This window comes from uncultured Maribacter sp. (genome assembly GCF_947496775.1).
Taxonomy (GTDB): Bacteria; Bacteroidota; Bacteroidia; order Flavobacteriales; family Flavobacteriaceae; genus Maribacter_B.
The window spans coordinates 272359-285386 of the sequence record NZ_CANMDU010000003.1 but is presented as its reverse complement, the minus strand read 5'-3'; the positions used below and the strand labels follow the sequence as shown (position 1 = coordinate 285386).

Below are 13028 nucleotides of genomic sequence, written 5' to 3'. Positions count from 1 at the left end.
GAAATCTGTAAAGTGTTGGTTTTTAGTGTTATTCCCCTAATTCGGTTATCTTTTTTTCATAGAGTTTTTTACTTTCTACAACCGCAACGTTAAGTTCCTGCATAATACCATCTACTCTTCCTTCGATACTTTTCATTTGGTTATTAATATTGTCGAAAGAATTAAGAGCAGCGGCTACTTCTAGAGCTTTAACAACTTCAACAGCATCACCGTGTAATAACCTTAACTTACTAATAGCCTTAGAAGTGTTGCTAAGGGTAGCATTATATTTAGTCTTTGCTTTGTTAATAGCATTCAAAAGGGTTTTTTTACTAGTAGCATCACTTAAGCTATTCGTTTGCTTCTCCATAGCCGTAAATAAATTAGATGCTTTTGTCTTTAAATCTTCGTATTCTTTATTTAAATTTTCTACTCTTTTATTTACTTTTTCCCAATCTCCATATACCTTAGCAAATTCTTTGTCTTCATTTTTAGTGTCTTCTAATGCACTTTTTAAAGCATTTAAGGATTCTAATCCTTTATTTACATTTTTATTGGCATTTTCTTTTTTCTTTTCAAAGGTCGAAACTTGCGATTTAAATTTATCTTTTAATCTAATTAAATCTTCAGGACTTTTATTTTTCCAACAAGAAGTAAATAAAAGAGCTACAAGGACAATACAGAATGATTTTTTAATCATGGTTTGTGTTTTATAATAGAATTTATTTGTAGAAACAAAGTTCGGATAAAAATAATTAATATTTCAAATTAGGAACTCTGATAAATATCATTGATTTCTGTATCGGATACATTTAGCTTTGAAGCAGTACATAACCAAGTAGATTTTTCGGGTAGGGTGCTTAAGTATTTTTAATGCATAGAATAAATCCACACTGATTATTTTCTTGCATTGGATGGCTAGGCATTGTAATATGGGCAACTATATGCAATGCCTTTTTCTTATTTAATAAGTAATAAACGATGTAATTTTTATTGAATTGTTAGTAAAACACCATTATAATTATTGATTTAAAAGCGAAAACCTTTGAGATTTTATTCTAAACTGATAAAAATCATATTTCTGGTTTTAGATACCATGTACCTTTATTGTAAACAATAATCAGTGTATTATGGAAGTTAAAAAAAACCCAAAAGCAGATTTAAATAAAGACAGTGGCCTCTTTTTTGTGATAGGCCTAACTATAGTATTATTTGTAACATGGAGAGCCTTGGAATACAAAACATATGCTAAAGATGATTTAGTTGTTGAAATGCTAAATGTAGCAGACGATTTAGATGAAGATGTGCCACAAACCGAAGCATTAAAGACACCGCCACCACCACCGCCACCAGCTGCTCCAGAAATTATAGAAGTAGTTGAGGATACCGAAGAAATAGAAGAAACTATTATTGAAAGTTCAGAATCTAGTGAAGACACAATAGTAGATGCTCCAATTTTGGATGTTGATGATGTAGAGGTTGGTGAGGAAGAGGAAGATATTAGTGTGCCTTTCGCTATTATTGAGAATGTGCCAATTTTTCCTGGATGTGAAAAGTATAAAACGAATGAAGAACGTAAAAAGTGTTTTACAAAGGGCATACAGGCTCATGTAAAAAAACAATTTACATATCCTCAAAGTGCAGCAGAAATGGGTGTAAAAGGAAGAGTGTTTGTTCTTTTTGCTATCGATAGTAGAGGGCATATTACAAGAGTAAAAACTAGAGGACCAGATCCTAGATTAGAGAAAGAAGCTAGTCGTATTGTAACCACTTTACCAAAAATGACCCCAGGAAAGCAAAGAGGTAAAGCAGTGACAGTACCTTATAGTATACCAATTAACTTTGTTTTAAAATAAATAATTTGTATTAGCCTTCGGTTTGGTAGTCTGTAATTTTTTGCGGCCCCTCCAAAACCTTTCTAACAATGAGCAGAGTGCCATCAATTTTGGTGGCAATCTGCCATTTTATTAATGAAATATTTCCTTCTTCAATTTCAATTCCTGTAATACTTCTTGGATGTACGCAACTACCATCATTAAAAAAAGGAATATCCCCAGGTTCCGGAAATCGTGGTCTATGCGTATGGCCAACAATCGTAATTTTTAAGTTGTTTTTGAGAATCCATTTTTTTATTCTTTTTTCTACTTTTATTAGCTCAGTATAATTTTTTGCAGGGCTGGTAGGGTCTGCTATTCCCCAAACCTGTAGAGGTTTCCAAAGCACACGTACTAAAAACCTACCCCATCGCCAAAAAGTATAGTTCCACCAATCTGCTTGGTGTCCATGTGTTAAGAATATTTCTTGTTCTGTATCTTTATGTTTTAAGACAACTGCTTCGTTATAAACAATATCTTTAAATAATTCTTTATCCTTTTCATCAATGGGTTCAAAATAACTAGATAAGTGTTTTTTAACATAATTAGGATCTTTATAAACCATATCATGATTACCCCAAATCATATGCAAACGATTTTCTAAATGGTATTTTCTAAGTAGTTTATAAACGTCTTTATGGGCTTCAAAAAGAGATTTAAAGGTTAAATTTTCCCATAACTCATCCCCATCCCCTAATTCGCAATAATGAAAACCTTTCGCAAAATAATGTCTTAGAGCGTGGTAGTAAACATTTCTATTGTTCGCAAAATCATCCGCGAAACTATTATCTCCTCTATGGCAATCACTAAAAAGAATAAATTTAGAAGTATCATCAAAAGGAATCACTTTGGCTTGTTGATATGCTCTGGTTAACCTGAAATTGGATGACATAATCTAAATTTTCATAAATATCTAAAAAAGATACTAAATAGGGTGTACATTGCTTTAACAAATTTCTATCATATGTTTTGTAAATTTGTAAGCTATTATGGAGATAAATAATAACATTGCCGAAGTACACGAAGAAGATTTTCCATTGGTAAGATTAGTTAGTTTCAATAAGTTATTGAAACATTATGATGAAATGGCAAATAGTGATGATGCATATTTAGCTCACAAAGCTAATTATATTCTAAATGCTCAGGCACCATATCCAGAACTTAGAGAAGGGTTTACAGACATCAATTTACTAGAAAAGCATAAAGACGTTATTAAAACAATATTACAAGACACGTTCTCTGTAGTATTGGGAGAGAATGAAATAAAAGCAGCTTCTTTTGCATATAATAATACTATTTTTCAGAAAAGTGTTCGTTTAGAAAAAATATTAAAAGATGCAGGTCCTGATTTTAAATTAGAAATTAAGAGCCTTGCAGAAGAGTTTAGTTATATTTTAGGGTGTACTGTTATATTAAATATCCATTATGGATTTAAGATTGATTTAAAACGGCCATTATTTTATGATATTCCAGATAAGAATGGAGTAATGAGGCATTATCGTATTTTATACAATGCCGATTTTATGGAACTTATTCCCACAGACAAGGCTAAAGAACTTACTCAAGAAGACGTAAATGCGTTGTTAGAGAATTTTGATAATATAGATGTTTGGAAAGAAAAAATACCGCCGAATAGTTTTATAGCAAAAGGCTTTGTGATATCTAATTTGTTTGATGTTACTGCAGAACATTCTATATCTGAAATAAAATCTAGTTTAATTTCTAATGATAAAGCCTCAGAAGATAATTTTGTAGAAAATTTGCAAGAGACTTTTAGGTCATTTTTTAATATCCGAGATATTAGAGTAGGGTTTGTCAGTTATAATTCTTCTAGTCAAAGATTTGAAAAAATCTTAGGAAAGAATATGGATAGCTTTATGTTAAACAATAAAGAAATAGAGTGTTGTAATGAAGCTTTATGCCAAAATTCTTATAGTAAATTAATAGAAGAGAATAATTTTCTGGCTATTCCAGATGTAGATAAGGCCTATAAAAAATCTAACGGGCAAGCTCCATTTAAAAGCCTTAAGGAACAAGGAATAAAAAGTGCAATTTTTGCCCCTATTGCAAATAAAGAAGAATTATTGGGGGTTGTAGAGTTGGTTTCTACTAATGTTAATGAGTTAAACGGAGTAAATGCCCAGAAGCTTAATGACATAATGCCTTTTATAATTTCGGCTGTAATGCGTTCCGCAAAGGAGGAAGAAAATTTAATAGATGCCATAATTCAGCACGAATGTACTACCGTACATTCTTCTGTATACTGGAGGTTTAAGGAAGAAGCCAAAAGATTTATGGTTGCTGGTTTGGAGGGGAAACAACCCTCTTTTAAAGAAATTGTTTTTAAAGATATTTTTCCGTTGTACGGGCAAATAGATATTAAAGATTCCTCACAAGCAAGAAATAATGCAATTCAAAAGGATTTAATAGTACAGCTTTCAAAAATAAATAAAGTGCTAACTAATATATGGGAGAAAAATAGGTTGCCGATTTATGAAGAACTTATTTTTAGAGTAAACAACCATTTAGATAGTATAGAAGAAATGCTATATACTAATAGCGAGCAAAGTGTTTTTGATTTTGTTAAAGAGGAAATTACTCCAATTTTCAATCATATAAAAAAAACAGATTCTAGCTTAAAGAAGGAAATTCTTCAATACGAAGAAAACATTGATGTAGAAACAGAATCGTACTATTTTCAAAGAAAAAACTACGACGAAAGTGTAATGCAGATTAATAAAAAATTGGCTTCCGTAATTGATAAAAAGCAATTAGAAGCTCAAAAGATGTTTCCGCATTATTTTGAAAGATACAAAACCGATGGAGTAGAGCACAATATCTATATTGGAGATTCTATAGCAGACGGAAAAGAGTTTAATTCGTTGTATTTAAATAACTTAAGGCTTTGGCAGCTACAAGTTATGTGCGAAATGGAAAATGTACATTATAGTCTTAAAAAAAATTTGCCAGTGCAATTAGATGTGGCTTCTCTTATTTTGGTACATAATTCTTCTTTATCTATTCGTTTTAGAATGGATGAAAAACAGTTTGATGTAGATGGCACCTATAATGCAAGATATGAGATTATTAAAAAGAGAATTGATAAATCCTACATTAAAGGTACAAGAGAACGGCTAACACAAACCGGTAAATTGGCTATAGTGTATTCTCAGAAAAAAGATGAGTTAGAGTATTTAAGATATATTCGTTTTTTAAAATCAAAAGGATATTTTACGAGTAATATAGAAATTGTTGAAATAGAAGGTTTACAAGGTGTTTCTGGCTTAAAAGCAATCCGAGCAGAGATTTTATATAAAACAGATAAATCCGAAGAAAAAACCTACACGTATGAGGACTTAATGCAAGAAATTAAGGACTAGCCTATAGAGTTTCTAGGATACGTTCTGGTCCAAAATAGCGGAAGGCGATAGCAAAAGCCAGGACAGAGACTACCATACCTATCATGAAAATGGTATATGTCCATCTCAATATTTTGTATTTTTTGTTCAGTACAAGACCTAAAAAATATAAATCCTTAGTTAACGAAGAATATATATATTGTTTGTCTTTTACTAATTCATTAATAGCCCATTCGTATTGTTCTAGTTGCATTTTATGAAAATTACCAAAAAACAAAAGATTAACCTTTTTTTGGTTTACATCTTCTTCCGTAAATTCTCCACTTGTTACATTAGGTCTAGTTGCTAAAACAGCCAATACCATAGATATAACACTGAATATTATAAAAATAACAGTAGGATAAATAAGGTAGCCGTTAGATGGGTTATCTAGTTTAGGAATAAGGTTAGAAAGGGCTAAAGAAATAATAATAGCATTTACAGACAATAGAATGTTTGCCTTAGTATCTGCTATATTACTAAGTGTAATATGGTTTTTAAGAGTTACTCTATATAGCGTTTGTATTCCTCTATCCGGACTATCAGTTTTATACTTGGCTTTTAAAGATTCTTTTTTCGCAATTTCTTTTTCTGTTTTTTTTTCTTTTAAAAGTTTTTTTAAGTTTTTTTCTTTTTTGGGTTGCCAATTTTTTATAGCGTAATCTGTATAGTATATATGTTCATTTTTAAACATTTTAATATTGGCGTTTAACCATTCTTTTTGCGTGTAATCGGCTATATTTAAACAAGTTAATTCTTCTCTTAGAAACTCAGAAGTTTCTAAATAACTGCTTTGAGCGAAGTGAGAGGCGTCTGCATCTTTTATAATTTTTTCATGTATAGTTTGGGGTTCGGCAAAACGTTTGGTTGCCATAATGCATTCTTGAACATTATTTATTAAATCCGCATTATAGTTAACAGATTCTAAAAACTCACGTGCTATTTTGCAACTGCTTTCTTCATGATTATCGCATCCCATGGTGTAACCAGTGTCATGAAACCATGAAGCAAGGGTTAGAACTTCTTTTTCTGTTTCAGGTAAATCAATAGAATCTAATAATTCTTTAGTACTTTTAACTACTCGTTGTGTATGTCTCAGATTATGATAAAGAAAATTAGAATCTAATTGATTAGATAATAAATCCTCAACAAATTGTTTAGCTTTTTCAATTATTTGCGACATAATTATAGATTGTAATCAAACCACAAAGTACAAATTTTATATTGAAGCGCATAGTTATGAAAAAATATTACTTCTTGTTAGTAGCAATATGTATTTTAGGAAGTTGTGCTACTAAAAAGGACAGGTTTGGAGCATTAGTAAATATGTCAGATGTTCCTACTACCAAAGAAAAAGAACATACTTTTTATTTCATAGGAGACGCAGGGTTATCTCCTAAGGGAGATTTAAATTCTGCCTTAAAATTGTGGAAGAAAAAATTGACTACTGCCGGTAAAAATAGTACCGCTATTTTTTTAGGAGATAACATATATCCGGCAGGTTTACCAGATAAAAGAAAAGATAAGGAGGGGTTTATAATTGCTAAAAATCATTTAGATGCGCAACTTAAATCTTTATCAGATTATAAAGGAAATACCATTTTTATTCCAGGTAATCATGATTGGTATAGTGAGGGTTTAAAAGGATTAAAAAGAGAAGAAAACTATATTGAAAAATCTCTGGGAAGTAAAGATGTTTTTTTTCCTAAAGACGGATGTCCTATAAAGAAAATAGAAATAAGCGATAAAGTAGTAGTTATTGCAATTGATTCTGAATGGTACTTGGCAGATTGGAATAAGCATCCAAATATTAATGATAATTGTGAGATTAAGGATCGCGAAAAGTTTTTTCAAGAGATAGAAGGCTTAATTAAAAAAAATGAAGATAAAACCACCATAATCGCCATACACCATCCTGTGTTTAGTTATGGTGTTCATGGAGGGCAAACTACTTTTAAAAAAAACATTTATCCTAGTCATTCTAAGATTCCATTACCTTTTATAGGAACCTTGGTAAATGTGTTACGTAAAACAACAGGTGCTTCTGTCGAGGATATGAATAATCGTAAATACAGAGAGCTAAAAAATAGGCTGGTAACTTTAGCTCAATATTCTAAAAAAGTCATTTTTGCATCAGGGCACGAACATTCATTACAATATATTGTAGAAGAAAACCTTCCGCAAATTGTTAGCGGAGGTGGTGCAAAATCAGAAGGTTCTAGATTGTTAAATGGTAGCAAGTTTTCTACAGGAAGAATGGGTTATGCTGTTTTAGATGTTTATAAAGATGGTTCTTCTATAGTTCGTTTTTATGGAGTGGGTGACGACGGAACAGAAAAATTTCTGTACAAATCGCAAGTTCTAACTCCAGATATTGTAGTACAAAATGGAAAATTTTCTACTACCTTTCCACCTAAAGTAAAAGCATCTATTTATAGTGCCGATGAAGTTTCTAAATCGGGTTTTTATAAATGGCTATGGGGAGAACGCTATAGAAATATATATGCAACGGAAGTTTCGGCACCAACCGTAAATTTAGATACTCTTTTTGGAGGATTAAGAGTAATAAGAAAAGGAGGAGGGCATCAGTCTAAATCCTTACGTCTAGTAAATGAGCAAGGGCAAGAATATGTAATGCGAGCCTTGCGTAAAAGTGCGGAAGTCTACTTGCAAGCAATGGCCTTTAAGGAGCAATATGTAGTAGGGCAATTTGCAGATACGTATACAGAATCTTTATTGTTAGATTTTTATACTGGCTCACATCCTTACGCCCCATTTACAGTAGGTGTATTATCTGATGCCGTTGGAATATACCATACCAATCCAGTTTTGTATTATATACCCAAACAAGAAGCTATAAAAGATTTTACGGATGAGTTCGGAGATCAATTATATATGATTGAAGAGAGGACAGATGATGGACATGGAGATAAGGAGAGTTTTGGGTACGCTAACAAAATGGAAAGTACAGATGATCTCCTAAAAAAATTAAGAAAGGATGAAGATTTTAATATCGATGAACCGGCATATGTAAAAGCGCGCCTTTTTGATATGCTTATTGGAGATTGGGATAGGCACGTAGATCAATGGAGATGGGCAAAATTTAAGGATAAGAAATCTGGAAAAACGTTGTATAGGCCAGTACCAAGAGATAGGGATCAAACTTTCTCAATAATGGGAGATGGTGCTTTTATGAGTTTTGCTACAAGAGCAATTCCTTCTCTTTCTTTAATGGAAGGTTTTAAAGAAGAAATAAGAAGTGTAAAAGGCTTTAATGGATCGCCGATGACTTTTGCATTAGATATGGCACTTCTTCCACAAACAAATGTAGAATTATGGGTAAAACAAGCTAGGTATTTACAAGAGAATATTACTTCGGAAGTAATAGATAAGGCTTTTTTAAATTTTCCCGAGGAAGTTCGAGGGAAGAATACCGAAGAGTTAAAAAGAATATTACTTTCTCGGAAAAAGAGTTTAGTGCAAACAGCGGAAACGTATTATACTTTGCTTAATAAATTTTCGACAATTACAGGAACGGATAAAGACGACCATTTTACTATTACAGGACAACCAAATGGTTCTTTAAAAGTAGTTGGGAATAGAATTAAAAACGGCAAAATAGGAAAGCAATTCTTTAGTAAAGAATACCAAAAAAGTGTAACCAAAGAAATTTGGATTTATGGCTTAGATGATGATGATTATTTTGAAGTAAAAAATGTTTCTAGAGATATGCCAAAGGTTAGGATTATTGGTGGTCAAAATAATGATATTTACGATGTGGTTAGTAGTAAGGGGGTATACCTTTATGATAATAAACTTAAAAAGAATACATTAAAAAACACAGAAGGGGCTAAAGTTCGTTTTACTACAGATTATGAAACAAACACCTACCAACCAATTAAGCTTAAAAGAACAAGTAATCAATTAATTCCGACTATAGGGAGTAATCCAGATGATGGTTTTAGATTGGGTATATCTAATACCTATACGTACGAAGGGTTTAGACAAAACCCTTTTACAAGAAGGCATATTTTAAATGCTCAATTTTATTTTGCTACGAATGGCTTTGATTTTCAATATACAGGAGAATTTGCTAATGCCATAGGTAAAGCTAATATGGAAATATTGGCGAAGCTTACAAGCCCTAATTTTAGTATTAATTTCTTTGATTATGGAAATGAAACAGAAAATTTTGATGACGATTTAGAGTTAGATTATAATAGGGTAAAATTAGAAACTTTAAAGTTCGCCCCTTCACTAGTTTGGAGAGGAGAATTGGGGTCAAAATTCAGAACAGGAATTTCTTATGAATCTATAGAAGTAGAGGAAACGGAAAATAGATTTATAAATACCTTTTTGATGGCCAGTGAAATAGATAATAGTAAAAGCTTTGTTGGTGTAGATGCGGAGTATAGTTATGAAAATAATGATAATGCAGCTTTTCCTACTATGGGTATGGCTACCTCGTTACATACGGGGTATAAAAGTAATGTTAGTGGAGCTATAAGTAGCTACGGTTACGTAATTCCTAGTTTATCTATTACACATAAAATAATACCTAGCGGGCGTTTAGTATTTGCAACAAAATGGAAAGCGCATTTTAACATAGGTAATGGTTATGAGTTTTACCAAGCTGCCAGTATAGGAGGGATAAATGGGTTACGTGGCTTTAGAAATCAAAGATTTACTGGAAAAACGGCATACTTTCAAAATACAGATATACGTTATAGTTTAAGGCGAATAAAAACAGAGTTATTACCTATTACTATGGGGGTTTATGGAGGGTATGATTATGGAAAAGTCTGGTATCCAGGTTTAGATTCTAACCAATGGCATACCTCTGTTGGGGGTGGATTTTTTCTAAATGCATCAGATATTGCCGCAATAAAACTAGCGTTATTTAGTAGTGATGATGGAGTACGGTTTTCTTTTGGTGTTGGTTTTGGCTTTTAAGAATTAATCCAGATTAAATGAGTACATGTTTCTGCCGGTAGGACCTTTTTTTTCATCGGAGAGCAACAAAGTTTTTTTGTTTAAAAAGCAAACAGATTCTAATTGATTTGATGTTCCTAAATCTATAGTCTTTATTTTGCCCTTAGAAAAGGTATCGCCCTTAAAATCACTTATAACAAATAATTTGCCGTAGCTTAGAAGGACTAATTGATTGCCGTCGGGGGAAATATCCGCAGAAGTGATTTGACAAAAATTCCAATCCTTACACAGGTTAAGAGTATCTACTAGTTCGGCTTTATGATGGCCTTTTTTCGCGGGAACTTTATAAACAAAAGCTTTTCCATCAAATGGATGCGAACGATTTTTAGTAACTATGTATAAATAGCCATTTTTATAGAAAAGAGATTCGGCATCATAGTATAAATACTTCTTTTTGGGAGGGAATTTTTTTTGCTCAGGATAATAAAACGTAATCTCTTCAGCTTTAGTTTTTTTACCTTTTTCTTCTTCCGGATTAGCTATTTTATAAATAACTAAATCTTTACGTTTATTATGATTATTTCCAATATCTCCGACATAAACATTACCTTGTTTATCCTTAGTTAAATCTTCCCAATCTTTATTTGTAGCGTTTTTTATTTCTAAGGTTTTTGTAATTTTTCCTTTAAAATTAGTTTGGTATATTTTGTCTGCATTACCACTATCTTCTACAAACCAAACAAATTTTTCGTTAAAGGAAACAATTCCAGAGTTTTCATTCAGATCTTTGGGTAATTCTGTAATGGTTGAAAGCTTGCTTTGGCAAGAAAATATAAACAGGGCAAAGAGAGGGGCAAAAAACTTCATCAATTTTAATCTTTAAATGCTGTGGAAGGTATTAAGATTAATGAAAATATAATGGGCTATTATCAATCTTTTAACAAATTAATAATAGCCCATGTATAGACTTATACGTATAATTTTTTAGTTCCAGAACATGGCATACAATGCTACTAGAACAATCATAACAGCAAAAGAGCCAATCGTAAATAAAGGAGATGTTTTAAACAATCCACTAGATATTTCAATACCTTTTTCATCATCTTGACCTTTATTTTGCAGGTAACTTAAAGTAGCAATTACTAACATTGTTAACAATGTAGTATACCCCATTTGATCCATAAAAGGAACGTCTACAAACATAGCGCTAGTAGACCATCCATTTGGTGCTATTTTAAAGTACATGGCAATAGGTATAGAAACTAAAGCTCCAATAATTGCGGCTTTGTTTGTTGTTTTCTTCCAGAATAAACCTAATAAGAAAACCCCTAGAATACCAGGACTTACAATTCCGGTATACTCTTGTATAAATTGAAAAGCTTGATCAATACCACCTAATAATGGGGCCATTATAGATGCAATAATTAGGGCTCCAGCAGCAGAAAGTCTACCAACATTTACGGTCTTTTTATCACTAGCGTTTTTGTCTATATATTGCTTGTAAATATCCATTGTAAAAATGGTAGAAGTGGAATTAAGCATAGACGCTAAAGAAGAAACTATAGCTGCGGCTAATGCAGCAAATGCAACACCTTTAAGTCCAGTAGGTAAAAATTGTAATAGCCATGGATATGCTTTATCGGCTTGGTCCAAGGAAGGAAGGTTTTTTAAACCAGCATCACCTAAACTTGCTAAAATTTGAGGATCATTAACCATAACATATGCAGCAATACCAGGAAGAACAACTATTAAAGGAATAATTAGTTTTAATACGGCAGCTAAAAGAATACCTTTTTGAGACTCTTTGAGAGATTTAGCAGCAAGGGTTCTTTGTATAATGTACTGGTTAAAACCCCAATAGTATAAATTCGCAACCCAAAGACCACCAACAAGAACACCAATTCCTGGAAGGTTTTTGTATTCTGGGTTAGACTTATCTAAAATCATTTCAAATTTATCTGGAACTGCATCATATACGGTTTGTAAACCAGCAAATACTCCCTCTCCTCCAGAAACAGTATTTAACGCCAAATAAGTCGTTACTAGACCACCTAAAACTAAAAATACAACCTGAATAACATCGGTCCAAGCAACAGCAGATAAACCTCCGTAAAGAGAATAAGCAGCAGCAAAAAGAGCAAGGCCAATAACTCCATATACCATGGGTATCCCCATGATAGTTTCTAAAGCTAAAGAACCAAGATAAAGTACGGACGCTAAATTTACGAATACGTATAGGGCGATCCAAAATACCGCTAAAATGGTTTTAAGGTTTGTAGAAAATCTTTTTTCTACAAATTCCGGTATAGTATATAAACCTTTCTCAATAAAGATTGGTAAAAAGTATTTACCTACTATAATCAAAGTTAAGGCAGCCATCCATTCATAAGAAGCAATAGCAAGGCCTACTGCAAATCCGGAACCGGACATTCCGATAAATTGTTCAGCAGATATGTTAGCCGCAATTAAAGAGGCTCCAATGGCCCACCATGGTAAAGATTTACTAGCTAAAAAATAATCTTCTGCGTTTTTTTGGTGCCCTTTTTTGTCACGGGAAACCCAAAGACCTACTCCTAAAATTAATATTGCATAGGCAACAAAGATAAAGTAGTCCCAAAATTCAAATGCTGTGGTCATAATTTTTCGTTTGGTTGTTAAATTATTTTACAAACATATAAGTGTTGAGTCTTAAATATGTTCATGGAAATGTTAAATAAACGTACAAGATACAGTTAATTTAATAATGATAAAAAATACAATGTTTAATTAACATATTAATTTATTTTTCTATTTTTTTTATCATTTAATTTTTTTTCTGTCTAAAAGCATCGATTTTGTAATTAAC

8 protein-coding genes are annotated in these 13028 nt (G+C 32.1%); 3 read left to right on the top strand and 5 right to left on the bottom strand.

Annotated features, from left to right (window positions below):
• Positions 1–28: 28 nt before the first annotated feature.
• Positions 29–679, bottom strand: a complete 651-nt coding sequence (locus Q0856_RS07925; protein WP_298503975.1) for a hypothetical protein — start codon at positions 677–679, stop codon at positions 29–31.
• A 430-nt stretch (positions 680–1109) separates the two neighbouring features.
• On the opposite strand from Q0856_RS07925, the gene Q0856_RS07920 reads away from it, so the two are divergent.
• On the top strand, positions 1110–1835 hold the full coding sequence (locus tag Q0856_RS07920; protein WP_298477486.1) for an energy transducer TonB: 726 nt from the start codon (positions 1110–1112) through the stop codon (positions 1833–1835).
• A 10-nt stretch (positions 1836–1845) separates the two neighbouring features.
• Here the strand turns inward: Q0856_RS07920 and Q0856_RS07915 are convergent, their stop codons facing one another.
• Positions 1846–2745 carry a metallophosphoesterase gene (locus Q0856_RS07915; RefSeq protein ID WP_298503973.1) on the bottom strand — a complete coding sequence of 300 codons (900 nt, stop codon included), beginning with the start codon at positions 2743–2745 and terminating at the stop codon, positions 1846–1848.
• A 97-nt stretch (positions 2746–2842) separates the two neighbouring features.
• Here Q0856_RS07915 and Q0856_RS07910 point away from each other — a divergent pair, with 97 nt between their 5' ends.
• Positions 2843–5233 (top strand): GAF domain-containing protein, encoded by a 2391-nt coding sequence (locus Q0856_RS07910; RefSeq protein ID WP_298503972.1) that lies wholly within the window; start codon positions 2843–2845, stop codon positions 5231–5233.
• A 1-nt stretch (position 5234) separates the two neighbouring features.
• Here Q0856_RS07910 and Q0856_RS07905 read toward each other — a convergent pair whose 3' ends face one another.
• Positions 5235–6434 carry a Pycsar system effector family protein gene (locus Q0856_RS07905; RefSeq protein WP_298503969.1) on the bottom strand — a complete coding sequence of 400 codons (1200 nt, stop codon included), beginning with the start codon at positions 6432–6434 and terminating at the stop codon, positions 5235–5237.
• Between the two features lie 56 nt (positions 6435–6490).
• Here Q0856_RS07905 and Q0856_RS07900 point away from each other — a divergent pair, with 56 nt between their 5' ends.
• Positions 6491–10204, top strand: a complete 3714-nt coding sequence (locus Q0856_RS07900; protein ID WP_298503967.1) for a metallophosphoesterase — start codon at positions 6491–6493, stop codon at positions 10202–10204.
• A gap of 3 nt (positions 10205–10207) precedes the next feature.
• On the opposite strand, the gene Q0856_RS07895 is transcribed toward Q0856_RS07900, so the two are convergent.
• Together Q0856_RS07895 and Q0856_RS07890 are read right to left on the bottom strand one after the other, a co-directional pair.
• On the bottom strand, positions 10208–11050 hold the full coding sequence (locus tag Q0856_RS07895; RefSeq protein WP_298504041.1) for a hypothetical protein: 843 nt from the start codon (positions 11048–11050) through the stop codon (positions 10208–10210).
• 117 nt (positions 11051–11167) lie between these two features.
• A complete protein-coding gene (locus Q0856_RS07890) occupies positions 11168–12820 on the bottom strand; it encodes a sodium/sugar symporter (protein ID WP_298503964.1) in 1653 nt (550 codons plus the stop codon).
• Positions 12821–13028: the final 208 nt, after the last annotated feature.

What these genes read in the sequence shown, in the direction of transcription:
- Q0856_RS07920 (WP_298477486.1), top strand. Translation starts at nt 1,110, where the DNA reads ATGGAAGTTAAAAAAAACCCAAAAGCAGATTTAAATAAAGACAGTGGC.
- Q0856_RS07925 (WP_298503975.1), bottom strand. Translation starts at nt 679, where the DNA reads ATGATTAAAAAATCATTCTGTATTGTCCTTGTAGCTCTTTTATTTACT.
- Q0856_RS07890 (WP_298503964.1), bottom strand. Translation starts at nt 12,820, where the DNA reads ATGACCACAGCATTTGAATTTTGGGACTACTTTATCTTTGTTGCCTAT.
- Q0856_RS07895 (WP_298504041.1), bottom strand. Translation starts at nt 11,050, where the DNA reads ATGAAGTTTTTTGCCCCTCTCTTTGCCCTGTTTATATTTTCTTGCCAA.
- Q0856_RS07910 (WP_298503972.1), top strand. Translation starts at nt 2,843, where the DNA reads ATGGAGATAAATAATAACATTGCCGAAGTACACGAAGAAGATTTTCCA.
- Q0856_RS07900 (WP_298503967.1), top strand. Translation starts at nt 6,491, where the DNA reads ATGAAAAAATATTACTTCTTGTTAGTAGCAATATGTATTTTAGGAAGT.
- Q0856_RS07915 (WP_298503973.1), bottom strand. Translation starts at nt 2,745, where the DNA reads ATGTCATCCAATTTCAGGTTAACCAGAGCATATCAACAAGCCAAAGTG.
- Q0856_RS07905 (WP_298503969.1), bottom strand. Translation starts at nt 6,434, where the DNA reads ATGTCGCAAATAATTGAAAAAGCTAAACAATTTGTTGAGGATTTATTA.